This is a genomic window from Bacillus sp. AFS041924 (assembly GCF_002577195.1).
Classification (GTDB): domain Bacteria; phylum Bacillota; class Bacilli; order Bacillales; family Bacillaceae_G; genus Gottfriedia.
On record NZ_NULG01000019.1, the window covers coordinates 47,263 to 69,763 of the forward strand.

The window sequence follows — 22,501 nt, forward strand, 5'->3', positions numbered from 1 at the left end:
GATGAGTAAAAATGTACGAGAGATTGCCTTAGAGGCACTTCTTTCAGTTTATAAAAATCAATCGTATAGTAATTTGTTAGTAAATAACTATATTCAAAAGAATGATTTAACTTCTGCTGATTCAGGATTATTAACGGAAATAATCTATGGAACAATCCAAAGAGATAAATTATTAGACTTTTATTTAGATCCATTCATAAAAAATCAAAAAAAATTAGAAGAATGGGTTTATATATTAATCAAGCTTTCTTTGTATCAAATGCATTTTTTAGATCGTATACCTCCACATGCCGTTTTAAATGAAGCTGTTAATATTGCTAAAAAGCGAGGGCATAAAGGAATCGCTTCTTTAGTGAATGGGGTTCTAAGAAATATTCAAAGAAATGGTTTGAGATCTATCGATGAAGTTAAAGATCCTACCGAAAAACTTTCAATTGAAACAAATCATCCAAATTGGTTAATTGAACAATGGGTAAAAGAATTTGGTGAAGAAGAAACGAAAAAAATGTGTGAGGAAAACATCCTACCACCATTTCAAACTGCAAGGGTTAATACAATGAAAGCAACAAGAGAAGAAGTTCTTAAAATCCTTGAAGATGAGGGTGTACAGGCCAAGGAAGGAAAACTGTCACCATTTGCCATTGAAATTCAAAAAGGGAATGTTGCTCATACGAATGCATTTAAAGAAGGGTTTCTTTCTATTCAAGATGAGAGTTCGATGTTAGTTGCGCAAGCACTTGGTGTTAGCCAAGGTGACGATATACTTGATACGTGCGCAGCACCTGGAGGAAAGTCAACACATATTGCCGAGTTATTAGCCGGTACTGGATCAGTTACTTCATTAGATTTACACAAACATAAAGTAAAGCTAATAAAAGAACAGGCTAATCGATTAGGTTTAAATAATATCGAAACAAAAGCATTAGATGCAAGAAAAGCACCTGAAGAGTTAGAAGGTAGATTGTTTGATAAAGTATTAGTCGATGCTCCATGTTCTGGATTAGGTGTAATTCGTCGTAAGCCAGATATTTTATTAAAAAAGAATGCGGCTGATGTGTCCAATTTACAAAGAGTTCAAAGTTCGATATTAAACGAAGCATCTAAACTAGTTAAACCTGGTGGAACATTAGTATATAGTACTTGTACAGTGGGACATGAAGAAAATATAGATGTTGTTGAAGCGTTTTTAGAAGAACATGATGAATATGAATTAGATCACTCATTAGTTGATCATGTTCCGGAAAAATTAAATGAAAATAAATCGATTCAAAATGGGTATGTACAGCTTCTGCCACATTATTTTGGAACGGATGGATTTTTTATTGCAAGATTAAGGAAGAAGGTGTAACGTTGAAATTAGAAAATACTACAAATTCAGTCAAAATAGAAAAAACTCAAAAAGCTCAAAAGCCATCAATTTACTCGTTAAAGGTGAGTGATTTAGAGGATTGGTTAAAGGCGCAAAAGCAACAGGCTTTCCGTGCAAAGCAAATTTATAATTGGCTATATGTACAACGAGTTGAAAGCTTTGGAGAAATGCAAAATATCCCGAAAGATTTACGTGATTTACTTGAAGAGAATTTTACCATAACGACATTAAAAACGTTAGTTAAACAAACCTCTTCAGATGGTACAATGAAATTTTTATTTGAATTATATGATGGATATTCGATTGAAACTGTTTTAATGAGACATAATTATGGCAATTCTGTATGTGTAACGACACAAGTAGGTTGTCGAATTGGATGTACTTTTTGTGCATCAACTCTTGGCGGTTTAAAACGAAATCTTGAAGCTGGTGAAATCGTTGCTCAAGTATTAGAAGTACAACGTGCAATTGATGAAGTTGAAGAAAGAGTAAGCTCAATCGTTGTTATGGGTATAGGTGAACCATTTGATAACTATAATGGTTTAATGGATTTCTTAAGAATTGTTAATTCTGATAAAGGTCTTAACATTGGTGCAAGACATATTACAGTATCAACGAGTGGAATCATTCCGAAAATCTATAACTTTGCAGATGAAGGACTTCAAATTAATTTTGCGATTTCATTACATGCTCCTAACAGTGAGTTGCGTTCTAAATTAATGCCAATTAATCGTGCATATAAATTACCGGATTTAATGGATGCCGTTCGTTACTATGTTGAAAAAACAGGTAGACGTGTAACGTTTGAATATGGTTTGTTCGGTGGTGAAAATGATCAAGTTGAGCATGCTGAAGAACTTTCCAAATTACTTAAAGGCGTTAAATGTCATGTGAATTTAATTCCAGTAAACTATGTACCTGAAAGAAATTACGTTAGAACTCCTAAGGAACAAATTTTTGCATTTGAAAAAGTTCTAAAAAATAATAATATTAATGTTACAATTCGTCGTGAACAAGGTCATGATATAGATGCAGCTTGTGGACAGTTGCGTGCAAAGGAGCGTAAAGAGGAGACGAGGTGAAACAATGCAAACTTTTTTTCAAACTGATACGGGGAAAGTTCGTGCACATAATGAAGATAGCGTTGGTATATTTACGAACGATTTAGGAATCGTATTAGCTGTAGTTGCAGATGGAATGGGCGGTCATTTAGCAGGTGAAGTTGCTAGTATGATGGCAATCAATTTCCTCGAAGCAGAATGGAAAAATACTAGTAATTTTGAAACACCGATTGAGGCCGAATCATGGCTAAAGAACATAGTAGAACAATTAAACACAAACTTATTGGTTCACTCGGAACAAAATGATGAGTGCAAAGGGATGGGTACTACTCTTGAAGCGATAATTTGTACGCCATTGTTTTTTACGATTGCACATATAGGTGATAGTCGAAGTTATTTGAATAATGATGAAGGATTTAAACAAATAACTGAAGATCATACATTTGTCGCTGAACTCGTTAAATTTGGTCAAATTTCTAGGGAGGATGCAGAAATTCATCCTCGTAAAAATGTAATTACGCGAGCACTTGGTACAGAAGATACAGTTGATGTTGATATTAAAACTTTAACTTGGGAAGAAGATGACTTAATCATTTTATGTTCAGATGGTTTATCGAATAAAATATCAAATGAACTTTTTAATGAAAAATTAAAAGAAAATCTACCAATTGAAATTCTCGGAAACCAGTTAATTTCACTCGCAAACGATTTTGGTGGAGAAGATAACATCACGCTTGCCATTATTAAATACGAGCCTAGAAATATTGAGAAAGGGTGATGGTGAGCGTGATTATTGGTAGACGCCTAAACGACCGGTATAAGATCTTAAAATTAATTGGTACTGGCGGTATGGCAAACGTTTATTTAGCCCGTGATATGATATTGGATCGAGATGTTGCAGTGAAAATGTTAAAAGCTGATTTTTCGAACGATCCGGATTTCTTAAGAAGATTTCAACGAGAAGCATATTCTGTTACCTCACTATCCCATCCAAATATCGTCAGTTCATATGACGTTGGCGAAGAAGATGGATTACAGTATATTGTAATGGAATATGTTGAAGGTGAGACTTTAAAAGAGTATATCCAACATCATACACCGATTAAACCGAAAGAAGTCTTGAGGATTATGGAACAATTATCCTCAGCTTTAGCACATGCACATCATTTTCAAATCGTTCATAGAGATGTAAAACCGCAAAATATATTAATTAATAAAGATGGTAACGTAAAAGTAACTGATTTTGGTATTGCTACTGCTTCGACAGCAGCAACAATTACTCAAACTAATTCAGTGCTTGGGTCTGTTCATTATCTATCACCTGAACAAGCAAGAGGTGGGGTAGCGAATAAAAAATCAGATATCTATTCTTTAGGAATTGTTATGTTTGAGCTGTTAACTGGAAAACTACCATTTTCGGGTGAGAGTGCAGTTGCGATTGCATTAAAGCATTTACAAAGTGAAGTTCCACCACCTACAAAATTTAATCCAGAAATACCACAAAGCGTTGAAAATATCGTTTTAAAAGCAACTGCTAAAGATATCTTTTATCGATATGATACAGCAGATGAGTTGAAACTAGATTTACAAACTGCTTTAGATAGTGATCGATTAAATGAAAAACCTTTTGTCATACCTGTAAACGATGACGAAACGAAGGTTATTCCGATCATAAAGGATATTCCAGTATCAACAAATGATGATACTGTTGTTGTACCAACAAATAAAAAAGTAAACAAAGTGAAAGAGCCTGACAAAAAAGAACCAGATAAATTAAAGCGAAAGAAGAAAAATTCCTTCGCAAAATTTATAATTGGTACGTTTATTGCTCTTATAATTGGTGGTTTATTAGCTATCACATTAATACCTGCTTTATTTTTACCTGAGGACGTAGAAATTCCAGATGTTAGGAATATGACATATGAAAGTGCCGTTACATTGCTTGCTTCAAAAGGGTTAAAAATAGATGATCCTAAAGAAATTTTTGATGATGAAATTGCTGAAGGAAAAGTTGTGAAAACTTCTCCTAATATCGGAGAAACAGTTAAAGAAAATTCTTCGATAACGATTTATAAATCAGAGGGTAAAAAAAGTAGTGAGATGGAAAACCTAAAAGGTTTCAAATATAACACAATAAAATCTCGTTTAGAAGACGATTATCGTTCTGTTAATACACATTTCATTGAAAGTGATGAGCCTGAAGGTGAAATAACTGACCAATCTCCAATTGTTGGTGCTGAAGTGGTCCCATCAGAAACAGACTTAAATGTATGGATCAGTAAAGGTTCGTCTACAATTATTCTGCGCGACCTAAGTGGTTTGTCTCGAAAAGATGTTGAAGACTATGCTGCAGATAATAACTTAAAGCTAGATGTAACGAAGGACGATTCTGATAAAGTTCCAGAAAATCATGTTATTTCTCAAGCACCTGCAGCTACAATGGCGTTAAGAGAAGGCGAAACATTACATGTTGTTATTTCATCAGGAAAACCAAAAGAAAAGACGAAAAAAGTGACAATCAATGTTCAAGTACCATATACACCAACTAATCCTAGTACTCCTCAGCTAATTGAGGTATATATTAGGGATAAAAATAATAATGGTGAGAAACCTGCAATTTCAAAATCAATCACAGAAACGACTACGATTCCAGTAGAAGTGACAATTGATCCTGGACAAACTGCTTCCTATAAAATTGTTAAAGATGGTCAAGTGATTGCAGAAAGAGATGTACCTTATCCATCGAATTAAAGAGCTGTAGGAGTGAGTATATGCCAGAAGGCAAAATCATAAAAGCGTTGAGTGGATTCTATTATGTCGAAACTGATGAGGCTGTTGTTGCTTGTCGTGGCAGAGGTAATTTTCGTAATAAGAAAATTACACCTTTAGTTGGTGACGAGGTAGAATACCATATTGAAAAAAGTGGAGAAGGTTATCTACTAGAAATAAAAGAACGAAAAAATGAACTAGTAAGACCACCGATTGCAAATGTTGATCAAGCAATATTAGTTTTTTCGGCAGTAGAGCCTGATTTTTCTCCAATCTTATTAGACCGGTTTCTTGTATTAATTGAGTTTAATGAAATTAAACCGTTAATTGTAATAACCAAAATCGATTTGTGTTCAGAAACGCAATTAAAATTAGTTTATGAATATGTTTCTTATTATCGCCAAATTGGATATGAAGTATGTTTAACTTCTTCAAAAACTGAGGAAGGATTAGAAAAAGTACTTCCTCATATGTCTAATAAAATATCTGTATTTGCGGGACAATCTGGCGTTGGTAAGTCAACTTTACTGAATGCGATTAATCCAGAGTTAGATTTAAAAACAGGTATTATTTCCTCCCATTTAGGAAGAGGAAAACATACAACTAGACATGTTGAATTAATTAAAATTGGCCAAGGACTAGTTGCAGATACTCCTGGTTTTAGTTCGTTAGAATTTATTGGAATCGAAGCAGAAGATTTATCGTTTTGTTTTGTAGAAATGCGAGAAAAAAGTCAAGAATGTAAGTTTAGAGGTTGTATCCACTTAAAAGAACCAAAATGCGCTGTAAAAGCTGCGGTTGAAAGTGGGGAAATTTCTCCTAAGAGATACGATCATTATGTCTCTTTCATGGAAGAAATAAGAGACAGAAAGCCGAGGTATTAATCATGGTTAAAATTGCACCATCAATCCTTTCAGCGAATTTTGCTAAACTTGGAGAAGAAATCTTAGATGTAGAACGTGGAGGAGCAGATTATATTCATGTCGACGTAATGGATGGTCATTTTGTACCAAATATTACAATTGGTCCACTAATTGTTGAAGCGATTAGACCAGTGACGAAACTTCCACTTGATGTACATTTAATGATTGAAAAACCTGATCAATACATAGAACAATTTGCAAAAGCGGGAGCGGACATTATTACAGTTCACGTTGAAGCATGCACTCATTTACACCGTACGATTCAAAATATTAAATCATACGGTGTTAAAGCAGGAGTAGTTCTTAATCCAGCAACTCCGGTTTCAACTATTGAACAGATCATTGATGATATCGATATGGTCCTTTTAATGACTGTTAATCCAGGTTTTGGAGGACAGAAGTTTATTCACTCAGTTGTTCCGAAAATCAAACAAGTTGCTAATTTAATTAAAGAACGCAATTTATCAGTTGAAATCGAAATAGACGGTGGCGTAGACGAACATACAGCTTTACTGTGTAAAGAAGCAGGTGCTACTGTATTAGTTGCAGGCTCAGCAGTTTATAATAAAGAAGACAGAAAAGAAGCAATCGCAAAAATTAGAGGATAATATAATTATTTTCAAATTACATTAAAAAATCTAAATATGAAACAAAAAATGCAATCGATTCGATTGCATTTTTTTTAAAGGTGGCAAAAGAGTTGATTATACATATAGTAGGTGCAGGGCCAAAAACGAATACAATTACAAACTTACCACAAAATGACGAGGATTCAATGGTAATTGGAGTAGATAATGGAGCCCATTACTTAATTGAAGAAGGGCTAATTCCAGAAGCAATATTCGGTGATTTTGATTCTTTAACCGTTGAAAATTTAGAAAATATAAAAAGACTTGTACCAAATGTATTTATTTACCCTCCTGAAAAAGATGAAACAGATTTAGAACTTGCCATTCAATGGGCGATTAAGCAGCAACCTGAAAAAATAATCATTCATTGTGTAACTGGAAAACGTTTAGATCATGAATTTGGAAGTATAACTTTATTAATAAAGTTTATGAATTCGGAAATTCCAATTAAAATCGTTGATGAATATAACGAAATATATGTCATAGATGAAGGTATGCATTTAATTAGCAAGCAGAATCAGTTCAAATATGTATCATTTTTTTCATTAGGTGCATCAGTAGAAAATTTAACGTTAAAAGGGTTTAAATACCCGCTTACAAATCACTTATTGGAAATTGGATCGTCACTATGTGTGAGTAATGAACTGCTAGAGGATGAAGGGTCTATTTCATTTACAAAAGGCATAGCATTAGTAGTAAGGAGCAAAGATTAACAATTTCATGTCATAGTTTTCGCTCATCGCAAGTAGAATGTAATAGGATTAATCTTTTCCTTAAAAATGCTAGAAAGCTTGTAGGAGGGAAAGCATGAGATTTTATACGATTAAATTACCTAAATTTCTTGGCGGACTTGTTCGCGCCATGCTGAGTACATTTAAAAAAGACGTGTAATTGTAGTAGGGTTTTTTGATTAGAAGCAATAGGAATCATAAAAAAGTAAAAAAGCATAGCGGATCGCTATGCTTTTTAGTACGTTAATAAATTAAACGCGCTCAATTTTACCTGATTTTAATGCTCTCGCTGAAACGTAAACACGCTTTGGTTTACCGTTTACTAAAATACGAACTTTTTGAAGGTTAGCACCCCAAGTACGTTTTGAAGCATTCATAGCGTGAGAGCGACTGTTACCAGAACGAGATTTTCTTCCTGTGATTACACAAACACGAGCCATCTATTTCCCTCCTTACAAAAACCGGAATAACATTTCAATGATTATTTTCATTAAGAAACACTACTATAATTTATCATACCGCTCTACTTAATGCAACAGTTATTGGTAAGTTGTTCAAGAAAAAAACCTTGACATCGAATTGTATGATAGACAATATATTAATTAGGGACCTTTGTCTTATTGAACAAGAAATTCAATAAAAATTGTATTTTCTATAATTAGCCATTAATATTATTGAAAAGCTAATAATAAAAGTGAGTCAATAGAATTATTTTGGAAAAAGGTATACAATAATAAGTAAGTAGTATAACTAACTATACTTGGATTATCCAATAAGGGGGACCAAATTATGTCATTAGAAATGAAAACTCAATATGGAACAATCGAGATTGGAACAGATGTGATCGCTACAATTGCTGGTGGAGCTGCCATTGATTGTTATGGTATTGTAGGAATGGCTTCTAAGAAACAAATTAAGGATGGTCTTACTGAAATCCTAAAAAAAGATAACTTTACAAAAGGTGTTATTGTACGCCAAATAGGTGAAGACGTTAATATCGACATGTACATAATCGTAAGCTATGGTACGAAGATTTCTGAAGTTGCTAATAACGTACAAAATAAAGTGAAGTATACTCTTGATCAAACATTAGGCTTGTCAGTTGACTCAGTTAATATTTTTGTTCAAGGTGTGAAAGTAGCAAACCTGTAAGACGCATTAAGGAGGAGAATTTGTGTCGATAAAACGTATTGACGGTAAATTATTTGCAGATATGGTGATTCAAGGTGCAAATAACTTAACGAAAAATGTAAAATTTGTAGATTCATTAAATGTATTTCCAGTACCAGATGGTGATACGGGAACAAATATGAATCTTTCAATTACTTCGGGATCGAAAGAAGTAAAAGAAAAACCGAATAGTCATGTAGGGAAAGTTGGTCAAAGCTTTGCAAAGGGTTTATTGATGGGCGCGCGTGGAAATTCTGGTGTCATCCTATCTCAATTATTTAGAGGTTTTTCTAAATCAATTGAAGCAAAGGAAACAATTTCAACAGCTGATTTTGCTTTAGCATTAGAAGCAGGTGTAGAGACTGCATATAAAGCTGTTATGAAGCCTATAGAAGGTACAATTTTAACAGTTGCAAGAGAAACCGCTAAAAAAGCAGTTGTAATTGCAAAAACACAAGAAGAGTTTATTCCATTTCTTGAGGAAACAATTGTTGAAGCAAACGCATCATTAAATCGTACACCAGATTTACTACCTGTATTAAAGCAAGTTGGTGTAGTTGATAGTGGTGGTCAAGGTTTAGTACTTGTATATGAAGGGTTCTTAGCATCTTTAAAAGGTGAAGAAATTTCTTTAGAAGGTGCTGAAGCGACACTTTCACTTGAGGAACTTGTAGAAGCAGAACATCGAAATGTACAAAGTATGTTAAATACAGAAGACATTGTTTATGGATACTGTACAGAGTTTATGGTGCGATTTGAAAAAGAAAAATTAAAAAAACATCCGTTCGACATTGATACTTTCCGTAAAGAGCTAAGTGCATGGGGCGATTCATTGTTAGTAGTTGCTGATGATGAAATTGTGAAAGTTCATATTCACGCTGAATACCCTGGAGAAGTATTTAATTTAGGTCAACGATTTGGAAGCTTTCTGAAATTAAAAGCCGAAAACATGCGAGAACAACATACTAACTTACTACATGAAGAGGTTACAAATAATACTCCTTCTAAAAATGAGTCTGTACAATCAATTGAAAAACAAGAGTTTGGTATCGTGACGGTAGCTATGGGATCTGGAATTAAGGCACTATTTGAAAGTATTGGGGCATCTGTTGTAATCGAAGGCGGTCAAACAATGAATCCAAGTACGGAAGACATAGTAAAAGCGATTGAACAATGCAACGCTGAAAATGTAATTGTACTTCCTAACAACGGAAATATTGTCATGGCTGCTGAACAAGCTGCATCTGTTGCAGAATGCAATGTAGCTGTAGTGACGTCTAAAACGGTACCTCAAGGTATGACAGCTTTATTATCATTTAATCCTACTGCTACATTAGATGAAAATAAAGTAGGCATGCAAGACGCTTTAAAGACAGTGAAAACTGGTCAAATAACATATGCAGTTAGAGATACTGAAATTGATGGTGTAGAAATAACAAAAAATCACTTCATGGGTATCCTGGAAAGTAAAATTGTTACGACGGATGCAAGTCAGTTAGAGGCTGCAAAAAAATTATTACAAGATATGGTTGATGAAGATTCTGAAATTTTAACAATCTTATATGGTCAAGATGTATCAGATGAAGAAATTGCAAAATTAGTTGAATTTGCAGAGGAGAGCTTTGATCATTTAGAAATTGAAGTTCATAACGGAAATCAACCGTTATATTCATACATTTTTTCAATTGAATAAGTTCGTTAAGGAGAAGTGACCTTCACTTCTTCTTTTTTGTGTTAAATTATTGAAGACTATTGTAAAATATCATAGAACTATGTAGAATTTCGTATTACACTATAATGTGGACGTTGTTTTGTCCATACTACCAACTTTTTGTATAAATGATTTGTTATTACGTAACAAAAACTAATTTAAACACGCTTTTACAATAACGTAAATGGGGGAAACGTGATGAAATATAAAAGTGTTTTTGACATAATTGGTCCAATTATGATTGGTCCATCAAGTTCACATACAGCTGGAGCGGCTAAAATAGGTCGTGTAGCAAGAAATCTATACGGAAAAGAACCTAAAAAGATTATAATTTCATTATATGGTTCATTCGCTAAAACTTATCGCGGACATGGTACTGACGTTGCGCTTATCGGTGGGTTATTAGACTTCGATACATTTGATGAGCGTATACCGGAGTCATTAAGTATTGCGCAAGGAAAAGGGATGTCAATTGATTTCATTGAAGAAGATGCTGTGACTGAACATCCAAATACAGTAAAAATTTCTATACTTGATGATGAGCAACCATTTGAGCTAGTTGGGATTTCAATCGGTGGAGGAAAAATTGAAATCATTGAGTTAAATGGATTTGAACTTAAACTATCTGGTAATTACCCAGCAATTCTTGTTGTTCATAATGATCGATATGGTTCAATTGCGGGTGTAACAAATGTTTTAATGAAATATGCTGTAAATATTGGCCATATGGAAGTGTCGCGTAAAGAAGTAGGACAGATTGCTTTGATGGCAATTGAGGTCGACCAAGACTTAGATGAAAAAATAATAAAAGAAGTTGAATCTTTACCACATATTATTCGCGTTACTAAGATGGTTGATTAAGGAGAGGGGGATAAAAAATGTTTAAAAATGTTGCAGAATTAGTTGAATTAGCTGAATCTAAAAATGTAAAAATTTCAGAGATAATGATTCAACAGGAAATGCTTTTTACTGGGAGAAGTCGTGAAGAGATAATTGGTAAAATGGAGCAAAATCTTGTTGTTATGGAAAAGGCAGTTGAAAGAGGGCTTGCAGGTGTTCATTCACCAACAGGATTAACTGGTGGGGATGCTGTATTACTTCAAAATTATATTGCAAAAGGAAATTCGCTTTCAGGTCATTTACTTTTAGATGCCGTGAGTAAAGCAGTTGCGACAAATGAAGTAAATGCTGCGATGGGTACAATTTGTGCAACTCCTACGGCTGGATCTGCTGGGGTAGTTCCTGGAACACTTTTTGCTGTAAAAGAGAAATTAAATCCTACTCGAATGCAAATGATTGAATTCTTATTTGCTTCAGGGGCTTTCGGTTTTGTTGTAGCTAATAATGCGTCTATTTCAGGTGCAGCTGGTGGTTGTCAAGCGGAAGTAGGCTCTGCGAGTGGTATGGCTGCAGCAGCGATCGTTGAAATGGCTGGGGGTTCTCCAAGTCAAAGTGCTGAAGCATTTGCAATTACATTAAAGAATATGCTTGGTTTAGTATGTGACCCTGTTGCAGGATTAGTAGAAGTTCCATGTGTTAAACGAAATGCAATGGGTGCTGCTAACGCAATGGTAGCTGCAGATATGGCTTTAGCTGGTATTACAAGTCGTATCCCATGTGACGAAGTAATTGATGCGATGTATCGAATTGGACAAACAATGCCATCTGCTCTAAGAGAAACTGCAGAAGGAGGACTAGCGGCAACGCCAACAGGACGTGAGCTGGAAGCAAAAATATTTGGTGTTTCGCTAAAAAAATAGTGAGTATTGAACTTGATCAAAAAGTATCTACATTAAGTGGTGTTGGGGAAGAAACTGAAACACAATTAAATGATATGGGTATTTTTACAATAAATGACTTAATCGAATATTTACCGTATCGTTATGAGGATTTTCGAAATAAGGATTTATCAGAAGTGAAACATGAAGAGCGCGTGACTGTCGAAGGGATTGTTCATAGCGCTCCTCTTCTTCAATATTTTGGAAAAAATAAATCACGACTTACATTTCGTTTATTAGTTGATCGATACTTAATTACTGTTATTTGTTTTAATCGACCTTATTTTAAAACAAAATTAAACTTAAATGAGCATGTAACTGTTTCTGGTAAGTGGGATCAACATAAACAAACTATTACATTATCAGATCTTGTATTTGGATCTCGTACAAACAGCCATGAAATTGAGCCTGTTTATTCAATTAAGGGAAAAATGTCTGTCAAAACAATGCGAAAATTTGTTGAACAGTCTTTTAAAAAATTTGGACATTTAATAAACGATTTAGTACCAAAAGAACTAATTCAAAAATATAAGTTATTAAATCGTTCAGAAACATTGAGACTACTGCACCATCCAATTGATGCGAATAGTCTAAAACAAGCTAGAAGAAGCTTTGTTTATGAAGAGTTTTTTCTTTTTCAACTAAAAATGCAAGCACTTCGAAAAATTCAGCGTAATCATTCTAAAGGTATCCCTAAAATATTATACAATGATAAAATCCAACAACTAATCCAATCCTTACCATTTCCTCTGACATCAGCTCAAAATAGAGTTGTACAAGAAATATTCACAGATTTACAAAGTCCTTATCGAATGAATCGTTTATTACAAGGTGATGTTGGTTCGGGTAAAACCGTTGTCGCTACCATTGCATTGTATGCGTGTACACTTGATAGTTATCAAGGTGCATTAATGGTTCCTACAGAAATTTTAGCTGAACAACACTTTGAATCTTTAGCAAAAATGTTTCAACATACAGATGTTAATGTTGAACTGCTTACTAGTTCTGTAAAAGGTAAAAAGCGTCGTGAGATTCTTGAAAGGTTAAAAAATGGGGAGGTACATATATTAGTTGGTACTCATGCCCTTATTCAAGACGAGGTTCAATTTAACAAATTAGGCATTGTTATAACAGATGAACAACATAGATTTGGTGTTGGTCAGCGAAGAGTGTTAAGAGAAAAGGGATATTTCCCAGATGTTCTTTTTATGACAGCGACACCAATCCCAAGAACCTTGGCAATTACAGCATTTGGTGAAATGGATGTTTCGATTATTGATGAATATCCAGCTGGTCGTAAAAAAATAGAAACTTATTGGGTTAAACAAGAAATGTTTGATCGCGTTTTAGACTTTATCGGCAAAGAAATTAAAAATGGACGACAAGCATATCTGATCTGTCCATTGATTGAGGAGTCGGAAAAATTAGACCTTCAGAATGCGTTAGATTTACATAGTGTACTATCATTTCATTATAAAAATAAGGCTAACGTAGGATTAATGCATGGTAAGCTTTCATCTACTGAGAAGGATGATGTGATGAAGGCATTTGCCGCTAATGAAGTACAAATATTAGTTTCAACTACTGTTGTAGAGGTAGGCGTAAATGTACCTAATGCTACTGTGATGGTTATTTATGATGCTGATCGATTTGGACTTTCACAATTACATCAGTTAAGAGGTCGAGTAGGACGAGGTTCCGAACAATCGTATTGTATTTTAGTCGGAGATCCAAAAAGTGAAGTAGGAAAAGAAAGACTAACAATCATGACAGAAACAAATGATGGTTTTGAGTTAAGTGAAAAAGATTTGGAGCTTAGAGGTCCTGGAGATTTCTTTGGTAAACAACAAAGTGGTGTGCCAGAGTTTAAAATGGCAGATATGGTTCATGACTATCGTGCGTTAGAGGTTGCACGAAATGATGCAACATTACTAGTTAATTCAGATGTTTTTTGGAAAGCTAATGAATATCAAGGGTTAAGAGTGTATTTAGAAAGAACGGGAATATTTAATTCAGAAAAATTAGATTAGTACTAGGTATTAAAAGTTTGTCAAAAAACTATTGTAATACATGGATTTTTAATATAAACTGTATTTAATACCTGGTCACAAATTAGTAGTAGAGGTATGTAATATGAGAAGAAATAAAAAAGATCGTCAGGAATTATTAAAAAAAATTATTAAAGAAAATCCATTTATTACAGATGAAGATTTAGCTAATCAATTATCTGTGAGCATACAAACTATTCGGCTTGATCGTCTTGAGTTATCGATTCCTGAGTTAAGGGAACGCATCAAAAATGTTGCCACTCAGCAATTAGAAGATGTAAAATCACTACCAGTAGATGAGATAATCGGTGAAGTTATTGATATTCATTTAAACAAAAGTGCCATTTCTATATTTGACGTAAAGGAAGAGCATACTTTTAGTAGAAATGGAATAGCTCGAGGTCATCACTTATTTGCCCAGGCTAATTCATTAGCAGTAGCTGTTATTCATGATGATTTAGCTCTTACAGCTAAATCAAATTTTGTTTTTATTAAACCTGTAAGGACAAATGACCGAGTAATTGCAAAGGCGAAAGTTTTACCGCAAAAAGGAGATCCGAGGCGTACAACAGTTGATATCAATGGCTATGTTGAAAAAGAGCATGTATTCCATGGCTTATTTGAAATGTACCACCGAAGTATTGAAGAATAGGAAGTGAACAAGATGAAATTAGCGATCGATGCAATGGGTGGAGATCATGCCCCAAAAGCAATCGTTGAAGGTGCGATGCTTGCAGTTGAAAAATTAAATGATATACATATTACTTTAATTGGTGATGAATCAAAAATTAAACCATTCTTAACGAATGATAAAAATATAACGATAATCCATACAGATGAAGTGATTGAAGGAACTGAAGAGCCAGTTCGAGCTGTTAGAAGAAAGAAAAATGCTTCGATGGTGCTAATGGCAAATCAAGTAAAAGAAGGCAATGCTGATGCATGTATTTCAGCTGGAAATACTGGGGCATTAATGACAGCAGGTCTTTTAATTGTTGGTCGAATGGAAGGCGTAGAACGACCTGCACTTTCGCCTACTATGCCTACTTTAGACGGAAAAGGCTTTGTTTTCCTTGATGTAGGTGCTAATGTAGATGCAAAAGCAAATCACTTACTTCAATATGCGATAATGGGATCTGTCTACGCTGAAAAAGTAAGAGGAATACATAATCCGACTGTTGGTTTATTAAATGTCGGTACTGAAGATAAAAAAGGAAATGAACTTGCCAAACAAACATTTCAGTTACTGAAAGAAAGTAATTTAAACTTTATTGGAAATGTAGAAGCAAGAGACTTAATGAACTCTGTTGCAGATGTAGTTGTTACAGATGGTTATACTGGAAATGTAGCTTTAAAGGCTATTGAAGGTACTGCACTTGCAATGTTTTCATTAATTAAAGATGCGATGCTTACTAATTTCACGTCGAAGCTTGCAGCAGCTGTATTAAAACCAAACTTAAAAGGTGTAAAAAAGAAAATGGATTACTCTGAGTATGGTGGAGCGGCGTTATTTGGATTAAAATCACCTGTTATTAAGGCTCATGGAAGTTCTGATGCACAGGGGATTTATAGTGCAATAAAGCAAACTCAAACGATGGTTGAACATAATGTTGTAAAACTAGTAAGTGATCACATGGAGAAAATCGAATCAAAAGCATAAGGGGGGTCACTCCAATGGGTAAAGTGGCGTTTATTTTTCCTGGACAAGGATCACAAAAAGTTGGAATGGGTAAAGATTTAGCTGAAAGCTATAACGAGTGTGGATCTATTTTTGAAACTGCTAACGAACAAATTGGTTTTAATCTCTCAGAGATTATTTTTAATGGAACCGACGAAGAGTTAACTGCTACCTATCATGCACAACCTGCAATCCTTACAACTTCTATTGCTATGCTTAAGAAGATTAAGGAAGCTGGAATTAAGCCAGACTTTGTGGCTGGTCATAGTTTAGGTGAGTTTACGGCATTAGTTGCAGCAGATGCGATTTCATTTGAAGACGGTGTTAAATTAGTACATAAACGTGGACAATTAATGGAGAAAGCTGTACCAGTAGGTCAAGGCGCAATGGCAGCTGTATTATTTTTAGCTCCAGAAAAAATTGAAGAAGTTATTTCTGAAGTAAATAAAAATGGTCATTCTGTAGGGATTGCAAATTATAATTCGCCTACACAAGTAGTCATAACAGGTGATGCAGAAGGCGTTCAAATCGCTTCTGGTTTGCTAAAAGAAGCTGGAGCAAAACGAGTATTACCTTTAAAAGTAAGTGGTCCTTTCCACTCTTCATTAATGAAACCTGCAAGCGAAGAATTCCAAAATGAGCTTAGTAAAATAAATGTTAATGATTGTGTTACGCCATTAATTTCAAATGTTACTGCTAAAGTAGTTACAGATGCTAATGAAATTAAGGAATTATTAGTTAATCAATTGTACTCTCCAGTAAAATGGAACCAATCTATTCAAGAATTAGTTGAACTTGGTGTTGATACATTTGTTGAGATTGGCCCTGGAAAAGTTTTAACTGGATTAGTAAAAGCAATCTCTCCATCATCAAAATTAGTAAATGTTTATGATGTTGAAACATTAAACCAATTTTTGGAGGAAATAAAATCATGCTAAATGGAAAAGTTGCATTAGTAACAGGTGGTTCTAGAGGTATTGGAAGAGCAATCGCATTATCTTTAGCAAAAAATGGTGCGAATGTAGTTGTTAACTATTCTGGGAACGAAGCTGCTGCGCTTAAAGTTGTTGAAGAAATTACAGCTCTTGGTGTTAAAGCGATTGCTTATAAAGCAAATGTATCAAATAGTGAAGAAGTCCAAGCATTAGTAAAAAATACTGTTGATGAATTCGGAAGTATTGATATACTAGTAAACAACGCAGGTATTACAAGAGATGGTCTTTTATTACGTATGAAAGATGCTGATTGGGATGATGTAATTGATACAAACTTAAAAGGTGTATTCAATTGTATTAAAGCAGCAGCTAAGTTTATGTCTCGTCAACGTAATGGTCGTATCATTAATATTAGTTCAGTTGTAGGACAGATTGGTAACCCAGGACAAATGAACTATGTTGCAGCAAAAGCTGGTGTATTAGGTTTAACAAAAACAGCTGCAAAAGAATTAGCTTCTAGAAATATTACAGTTAATGCAATAGCGCCTGGTTTTATCGAAACCGATATGACTAATGAATTAAATGAGCAAGTTAGAACACAAATGTTATCTAATATTCCATTGCAATCTTTTGGGCAACCAGAAGATATCGCTAATGCAGTAGTATTCTTAGCAATGGATGCTAGTAGATACATTACAGGACAAACAATCAATGTTGATGGTGGACTTGTAATGATTTAGTTTGGCGTTTGCCTAAATTTTATGTATAATGCATAAGTAGACAATCTTTGGGGGGAGGTGAATAATAATGCAAGACGTATTAGAGCGTGTATCAAAGATTATTGTTGACCGTTTAGGTGTTGAAGAATCTGAGATCCAAATTACAAGTCGTTTCAAAGAAGACTTAGATGCAGACTCATTAGATGTTGTTGAATTAGTAATGCAATTAGAAGATGAGTTTGAATTAGAAATTTCTGACGAAGATGCTGAAAAAATCGTCACAGTTGGTGATGTTGTGAACTACATAGAGAGCAACATGTAATGAGAAAAGTCCCGTATTTTATACGGGACTTCTCATCATTTTCTTGACTAGTAGGTTTAGCAGCATATCAAACTGCTTTTTAGTTGGAGGTAAATATGCCGCATTCAAGAAGAGTAAGAGAATATAAACTATCTGATATTGAAAAAGAAAATTTTGTAAAATTACAAAAGCAAATAAATATTACGTTTAATGATGAAGGCTTGTTAATTCAAGCGTTTACACATTCATCCTATGTGAATGAGCATCGTAAAAAACCATATGAAGATAATGAGAGATTAGAATATTTGGGGGATGCTGTTTTAGAACTTACTGTTTCACAATATTTATTTCAAAAATATAACACAATGAGTGAAGGTGAATTAACAAAATTACGTGCCGCAATTGTTTGTGAACCATCACTTGTGAAATTTGCGAATGAATTAGATTTTGGTCGATATATTTTACTTGGTCGCGGAGAAGAAATGACAGGTGGTCGAACACGTCCAGCACTTCTTGCAGATGTTTTTGAAGCATTCATCGGTTCATTATACTTGGATCAAGGCCTACAAACAGTTATTAACTTTTTATCTCTTCATATATTCCCGAAAATAAACGATGGTGCTTTTTCGCATGTGATGGATTTTAAAAGTCAATTACAAGAATTCGTTCAAAGAGATTCTACAGGTTCGATCGAGTATAAAATCCTTCAAGAAAAAGGACCAGCTCATAACCGTGAATTTGTTTCAAAAGTGCTCTTAAATGGAGACACATTAGGAATAGGTAGTGGACGATCTAAAAAAGAAGCTGAGCAACAAGCAGCTAAAGAAGCATTACTAAAACTGAGAGAAGCAAGTAAATAGATTTCTTATAATCTAGTAGGAACTTGTTAAATTAACGATAAAACTTTTAGACTAATTGCAAGCGCTTGTCTTTCGAGGCGCGAAGACTGATGAGGAGCTAAAGTTACCTTTACGGTAATGAGAAACGTGCTTAATCAGGTGAAGCAACGAGGAAAGCGAGCGTTTGTCGGACAGTCTGATCCCCCTTTTATGGGGGAGTTTTTGTGTATATAATTAAATCAAAAAAGGGGGAATTCAGTTGTTCCTCAAACGACTAGATATAATTGGATTTAAATCATTCGCTCAGCGAGTTACGATAGATTTTGTAAAAGGTGTTACAGCAGTTGTAGGACCTAATGGAAGTGGAAAAAGTAATATTACGGATGCTATTAGATGGGTATTAGGTGAACAATCTGTAAAATCATTACGAGGAGCAAAAATGGAGGATATTATTTTTGCTGGTAGTGATGGAAGAAAACCTTTAAATTATGCAGAAGTTACGCTGACATTAGATAATGAAGATCAGCAATTACCACTTGAATATAGTGAAGTAAGTGTTACTAGACGTGTTTACCGTTCAGGAGATAGTGATTTTTATATTAATAAACAAGCTTGTAGATTAAAAGATATAGTTGATTTATTTATGGATTCTGGACTTGGAAGAGAGGCATTCTCTATTATTTCACAAGGAAAGGTTGAGGAAATATTAAGTAGTAAGCCAGAAGAACGAAGAGGCATTTTTGAAGAAGCTGCTGGAGTATTAAAATATAAAAATCGAAAGAAAAAAGCTGAAGCAAAATTATTTGAAACGCAAGAAAACTTAAATCGAGTAGACGATATTTTATTTGAATTAAGTTCCCAAATTGAACCATTGAGGATGCAAGCATCTATTGCAAAGGAATACATAGAACATAGGGATGAGTTAGAAAAAGTTGAAGCAGCTTTACTAGTTTACGAAATTGAGTCGCTACATCATAAATGGGAAGAGTTAAAACAAGAAATAGCTCAAAACAATGACTTAGAAATTGCGTTATCGACAGAGATTTCAACCGAAGAATCAAAGCAACACGAATTACAAGAAAAATTAAATGCATTAGATGAATCCATTGATCAATTGCAGCAAGTTTTATTATCAGTTACAAAGAACTTAGAAAAATATGAAGGTCAGAAAGAGCTAATGAAGGAACGGAAAAGGAATACTTCCACTCAATCTGAACAATTAAGAAAACAAGTTGAAGAAGTAACAGAACAAATAAACGATATTACTAAATTGATTGAAGCAGAAAAAGAACAAGCGAAATTTTCGCGTCAAAATGTAAATAAAACGAAAACAAGTATTGTTGAGATCCAAAATGAAATTACCTCTTATGAGGGCGATATTGAAGAGCAAATTGAATTAATAAAATCCGATTATATTGAGCTTTTAAATAATCAAGCTTCAATTAGAAATGAACAAGCAATGCTTGAAAAACAAAGCCAACAATTCTCTGTAAAATCGAGTCGATTAGATTTAGAAAATGAGAAATACATTCGCCAAAGAGAGCAATTACAACACAGAAAAACTAATTTGCTAAATGACAAAGAACAAACTGATATAAAATTTAGAGAGTTAAATGAAAAATTTGAAGCTCTGAATAAACAGCTAGAAGAAAATTCAACCGAATTAAAAGAAAAGGAAGAATTATTATATAAAGCTTATCAGTTTATTCAACAAACAAAGTCACGTAAAGAAACACTTGAAGAGCTTCAAGAGGATTTTGCTGGATTTAATCAAGGTGTTAAAGAAATTTTGAAAGCAAGAGGCACGAGATTAGAAGGTATTAAAGGGGCAATTGCTGAACTGATTACAACAAACAAACAATATGAAATTGCGATAGAGATTGCCTTAGGTGCGGCTACTCAACAAATTGTTGTTCAAAATGATGAACATGCTAGAAGGGCAATTCAATTTTTAAAACAGCAACGCTTAGGTCGTGCTACATTTTTACCAATGAATATTGTTAAAGCTCGTTTTGTTCCTGCTAATGTGATTGAAGGATTAAAAAGAAATCCTGCCTTCATCGGTGTTGCTTCTTCACTTGTTCATTATTCGGGTGAATATGAGCAAGTAATACAGAATTTACTCGGCACGGTTTTAATCGCACAAGATTTGAAGAGTGCAAATGAACTTGCCAAGTTCGTTGGACATCGCTATCGCTTTGTTACGCTCGAAGGTGATGTAGTTAATCCAGGAGGAGCGATGACTGGTGGTGCAGTCAGAACAACAAATGCTTCTCTTATTGGAAGACAAAGAGAGTTAGAAGAAATCTCCGTAAAGCTAAATGATATGCAGGAAAGAACGAACTCGGTTGAACAAGAGGTCCAAGTTCTAAAAGCTACCAATCACGAAAAATCTACTGAAGCTGTAATATTAAATGATGAAATTCAGAAGATTAAACAACTAATTGTTTCAATTATGGAACAACTAAAAAGTATCGAATTTGAAGAAAAAAATATAAACGATGCTTTAGCAATTTATGACTTAGAAATGGGAAGTTCAGCGAGTGATTTAGTAAGGGTTAAAGACCGTCTCGAGGAGTTAACATCGCTAAATGCTAATGTGAAAAATGAAATACTTTCTAAAGAGCAAATGATCAATGAATTAACTGAACGGAAGCTAAATCAAAAGGAAATAAAAGATGAATTACAATCAAAACTAACTAGTCTTAAAATTTCTCTAGCACAAGAAGAGCAAAAATTAAGTTATAGTAATGAGAGAATTCGTCAATTTGAAGAAAATTCTGTAAAACAAAAGCAAATTCTCGAGGAAACAAAAGAAAAGATAATTTTCCTATCAAGTGAGCTAATGACGAATGAAAATGGTAAGGAAGAGCTAGAAAAAATCATTTCTGATACTCGAATTGAATTTTCAAAAACGACTGAAATTATTTCTAAACGTCGAGAACAACGAATTGCTTATCAAACAGAATTAGAAGATAATGCACAATCGTTACGTGAAAAACAACGTCAATATAAGTCACTTTCTGATCTACTAAAGCAGCAAGAAGTAAATAGTAATCGACTTGATGTTGAGCTTGAAAATCGATTAGAACAACTGAATGTGAAGTATATGACTACTTACGAAGCGGCAAAAATGAAATATACACTCGAAATGACAGTTGATGAAGCAAGTAAACGAGTTAAACTATTAAAACGTTCGATCGAAGAACTAGGTACCGTAAATATTGGTGCAATTGATGAATATGAACGAGTATCTGAACGTCATGATTTCCTTCAAGAACAAAGAACTGATTTGAATGAAGCAAAAATCACACTTTACAATGTAATTAGTGAAATGGATGAAGAAATGACAAAACGATTCGAATCAAGTTTTAGTGCAATTCGTGAAAAATTCCAAGTCGTGTTTACACAGCTATTTGGTGGCGGTCGTGCTGATTTAGTTCTAACGGATGAAGAAAACTTATTAGTAACAGGTGTCGATATTGTTGCACAACCACCAGGTAAAAAGCTTCAAAATTTAGGTTTATTATCAGGAGGAGAACGAGCCCTTACTGCAATCGCATTATTATTTGCGATTTTACAAGTGCGTCCAGTACCGTTCTGTGTACTAGATGAAGTAGAAGCTGCTTTAGATGAAGCCAATGTAGCTCGATTTGCAAAGTTCCTAAAACATTTTAGTGAACATACTCAATTTATCGTTATTACTCACCGTAAAGGAACGATGGAAGAATGTGATGTATTGTATGGAGTTACAATGCAAGAATATGGAGTTTCAACATTAGTATCTGTCCGCTTGGATGAAGGTGAAGCATTATTATCGAATGGTAATTAGAAAGGATT

Annotated in this window: 21 protein-coding genes; 20 read left to right on the forward strand and 1 reads right to left on the reverse strand. The window is 34.1% G+C overall.

From position 1 onward, the window contains the following. The first annotated feature begins 1 nt into the window (after nt 1). The 8 genes from rsmB (at nt 2) to spoVM (ending at nt 7,642) form a co-directional block, all read left to right on the forward strand. Nucleotides 2-1,348: a 16S rRNA (cytosine(967)-C(5))-methyltransferase RsmB gene (gene rsmB / locus COC46_RS06860; RefSeq protein WP_098809003.1), complete on the forward strand. Its 1,347-nt coding sequence runs from the start codon at nt 2-4 to the stop codon at nt 1,346-1,348. A gap of 35 nt (nt 1,349-1,383) precedes the next feature. Further along, nucleotides 1,384-2,451, forward strand: a complete 1,068-nt coding sequence (gene rlmN, locus COC46_RS06865) for a dual-specificity RNA methyltransferase RlmN (RefSeq protein ID WP_369700024.1) — start codon at nt 1,384-1,386, stop codon at nt 2,449-2,451. Nucleotides 2,452-2,455: 4 nt separating this feature from the next. After that, the gene (locus tag COC46_RS06870; RefSeq protein ID WP_098809005.1) at nt 2,456-3,208 is read left to right on the forward strand and encodes a Stp1/IreP family PP2C-type Ser/Thr phosphatase; all 753 of its coding nucleotides are present in this window, start codon (nt 2,456-2,458) and stop codon (nt 3,206-3,208) included. A gap of 8 nt (nt 3,209-3,216) precedes the next feature. Further along, nucleotides 3,217-5,181 (forward strand): Stk1 family PASTA domain-containing Ser/Thr kinase, encoded by a 1,965-nt coding sequence (gene pknB / locus COC46_RS06875; protein ID WP_098809006.1) that lies wholly within the window; start codon nt 3,217-3,219, stop codon nt 5,179-5,181. 20 nt (nt 5,182-5,201) lie between these two features. Beyond that, nucleotides 5,202-6,083, forward strand: coding sequence for a ribosome small subunit-dependent GTPase A (rsgA, locus tag COC46_RS06880; protein WP_098809007.1), 882 nt, complete (start codon nt 5,202-5,204; stop codon nt 6,081-6,083). A gap of 2 nt (nt 6,084-6,085) precedes the next feature. Then, the gene (gene rpe / locus COC46_RS06885) at nt 6,086-6,730 is read left to right on the forward strand and encodes a ribulose-phosphate 3-epimerase (protein WP_098809008.1); all 645 of its coding nucleotides are present in this window, start codon (nt 6,086-6,088) and stop codon (nt 6,728-6,730) included. A 92-nt stretch (nt 6,731-6,822) separates the two neighbouring features. Continuing rightward, nucleotides 6,823-7,464: a thiamine diphosphokinase gene (locus tag COC46_RS06890; protein WP_176545082.1), complete on the forward strand. Its 642-nt coding sequence runs from the start codon at nt 6,823-6,825 to the stop codon at nt 7,462-7,464. A gap of 94 nt (nt 7,465-7,558) precedes the next feature. After that, complete coding sequence (gene spoVM / locus COC46_RS06895; protein WP_088000358.1) at nt 7,559-7,642, forward strand: stage V sporulation protein SpoVM; 84 nt, start codon at nt 7,559-7,561, stop codon at nt 7,640-7,642. 91 nt (nt 7,643-7,733) lie between these two features. Here spoVM and rpmB read toward each other — a convergent pair whose 3' ends face one another. Then, the gene (gene rpmB, locus COC46_RS06900) at nt 7,734-7,922 is read right to left on the reverse strand and encodes a 50S ribosomal protein L28 (protein ID WP_025568947.1); all 189 of its coding nucleotides are present in this window, start codon (nt 7,920-7,922) and stop codon (nt 7,734-7,736) included. Between the two features lie 349 nt (nt 7,923-8,271). Here rpmB and COC46_RS06905 point away from each other — a divergent pair, with 349 nt between their 5' ends. The 12 genes from COC46_RS06905 (at nt 8,272) to smc (ending at nt 22,493) form a co-directional block, all read left to right on the forward strand. Then, the gene (locus tag COC46_RS06905; protein ID WP_098809010.1) at nt 8,272-8,634 is read left to right on the forward strand and encodes an Asp23/Gls24 family envelope stress response protein; all 363 of its coding nucleotides are present in this window, start codon (nt 8,272-8,274) and stop codon (nt 8,632-8,634) included. A gap of 22 nt (nt 8,635-8,656) precedes the next feature. Continuing rightward, nucleotides 8,657-10,345 (forward strand): DAK2 domain-containing protein, encoded by a 1,689-nt coding sequence (locus COC46_RS06910; protein WP_098809011.1) that lies wholly within the window; start codon nt 8,657-8,659, stop codon nt 10,343-10,345. Between the two features lie 216 nt (nt 10,346-10,561). Beyond that, a complete protein-coding gene (sdaAB, locus tag COC46_RS06915) occupies nt 10,562-11,224 on the forward strand; it encodes an L-serine ammonia-lyase, iron-sulfur-dependent subunit beta (RefSeq protein ID WP_098809012.1) in 663 nt (220 codons plus the stop codon). Nucleotides 11,225-11,241: 17 nt separating this feature from the next. Continuing rightward, nucleotides 11,242-12,123: an L-serine ammonia-lyase, iron-sulfur-dependent, subunit alpha gene (gene sdaAA / locus COC46_RS06920; RefSeq protein ID WP_098809013.1), complete on the forward strand. Its 882-nt coding sequence runs from the start codon at nt 11,242-11,244 to the stop codon at nt 12,121-12,123. Next, on the forward strand, nt 12,123-14,171 hold the full coding sequence (gene recG / locus COC46_RS06925) for an ATP-dependent DNA helicase RecG (protein WP_098809014.1): 2,049 nt from the start codon (nt 12,123-12,125) through the stop codon (nt 14,169-14,171). Before sdaAA ends, recG begins: the two co-directional genes overlap by 1 nt. Nucleotides 14,172-14,274: 103 nt before the next feature. Continuing rightward, nucleotides 14,275-14,841 carry a transcription factor FapR gene (gene fapR / locus COC46_RS06930; RefSeq protein WP_098809015.1) on the forward strand — a complete coding sequence of 189 codons (567 nt, stop codon included), beginning with the start codon at nt 14,275-14,277 and terminating at the stop codon, nt 14,839-14,841. A 12-nt stretch (nt 14,842-14,853) separates the two neighbouring features. Then, nucleotides 14,854-15,849, forward strand: a complete 996-nt coding sequence (gene plsX, locus COC46_RS06935) for a phosphate acyltransferase PlsX (RefSeq protein ID WP_098809016.1) — start codon at nt 14,854-14,856, stop codon at nt 15,847-15,849. 14 nt (nt 15,850-15,863) lie between these two features. Continuing rightward, nucleotides 15,864-16,805 carry an ACP S-malonyltransferase gene (fabD, locus tag COC46_RS06940; protein WP_098809017.1) on the forward strand — a complete coding sequence of 314 codons (942 nt, stop codon included), beginning with the start codon at nt 15,864-15,866 and terminating at the stop codon, nt 16,803-16,805. Beyond that, nucleotides 16,799-17,542 carry a 3-oxoacyl-[acyl-carrier-protein] reductase gene (gene fabG / locus COC46_RS06945; RefSeq protein WP_098809018.1) on the forward strand — a complete coding sequence of 248 codons (744 nt, stop codon included), beginning with the start codon at nt 16,799-16,801 and terminating at the stop codon, nt 17,540-17,542. The genes fabD and fabG overlap by 7 nt, the downstream gene beginning before the upstream one ends. 67 nt (nt 17,543-17,609) lie before the next feature. Then, complete coding sequence (gene acpP / locus COC46_RS06950) at nt 17,610-17,843, forward strand: acyl carrier protein (protein WP_025568936.1); 234 nt, start codon at nt 17,610-17,612, stop codon at nt 17,841-17,843. Between the two features lie 95 nt (nt 17,844-17,938). Continuing rightward, complete coding sequence (rnc, locus tag COC46_RS06955; protein ID WP_098809019.1) at nt 17,939-18,682, forward strand: ribonuclease III; 744 nt, start codon at nt 17,939-17,941, stop codon at nt 18,680-18,682. A 238-nt stretch (nt 18,683-18,920) separates the two neighbouring features. Then, complete coding sequence (gene smc / locus COC46_RS06960; RefSeq protein ID WP_098809020.1) at nt 18,921-22,493, forward strand: chromosome segregation protein SMC; 3,573 nt, start codon at nt 18,921-18,923, stop codon at nt 22,491-22,493. Nucleotides 22,494-22,501: the final 8 nt, after the last annotated feature.

Bases quoted from the DNA above. Each gene is read 5' to 3' on its own strand.
- rsmB (WP_098809003.1), top strand. From the start codon at position 2: ATGAGTAAAAATGTACGAGAGATTGCCTTAGAGGCACTTCTTTCAGTT.
- COC46_RS06870 (WP_098809005.1), top strand. From the start codon at position 2,456: ATGCAAACTTTTTTTCAAACTGATACGGGGAAAGTTCGTGCACATAAT.
- rsgA (WP_098809007.1), top strand. From the start codon at position 5,202: ATGCCAGAAGGCAAAATCATAAAAGCGTTGAGTGGATTCTATTATGTC.
- rpe (WP_098809008.1), top strand. From the start codon at position 6,086: ATGGTTAAAATTGCACCATCAATCCTTTCAGCGAATTTTGCTAAACTT.
- spoVM (WP_088000358.1), top strand. From the start codon at position 7,559: ATGAGATTTTATACGATTAAATTACCTAAATTTCTTGGCGGACTTGTT.
- rpmB (WP_025568947.1), bottom strand. From the start codon at position 7,922: ATGGCTCGTGTTTGTGTAATCACAGGAAGAAAATCTCGTTCTGGTAAC.
- COC46_RS06905 (WP_098809010.1), top strand. From the start codon at position 8,272: ATGTCATTAGAAATGAAAACTCAATATGGAACAATCGAGATTGGAACA.
- sdaAB (WP_098809012.1), top strand. From the start codon at position 10,562: ATGAAATATAAAAGTGTTTTTGACATAATTGGTCCAATTATGATTGGT.
- sdaAA (WP_098809013.1), top strand. From the start codon at position 11,242: ATGTTTAAAAATGTTGCAGAATTAGTTGAATTAGCTGAATCTAAAAAT.
- fapR (WP_098809015.1), top strand. From the start codon at position 14,275: ATGAGAAGAAATAAAAAAGATCGTCAGGAATTATTAAAAAAAATTATT.
- plsX (WP_098809016.1), top strand. From the start codon at position 14,854: ATGAAATTAGCGATCGATGCAATGGGTGGAGATCATGCCCCAAAAGCA.
- fabD (WP_098809017.1), top strand. From the start codon at position 15,864: ATGGGTAAAGTGGCGTTTATTTTTCCTGGACAAGGATCACAAAAAGTT.
- fabG (WP_098809018.1), top strand. From the start codon at position 16,799: ATGCTAAATGGAAAAGTTGCATTAGTAACAGGTGGTTCTAGAGGTATT.
- acpP (WP_025568936.1), top strand. From the start codon at position 17,610: ATGCAAGACGTATTAGAGCGTGTATCAAAGATTATTGTTGACCGTTTA.
- rnc (WP_098809019.1), top strand. From the start codon at position 17,939: ATGCCGCATTCAAGAAGAGTAAGAGAATATAAACTATCTGATATTGAA.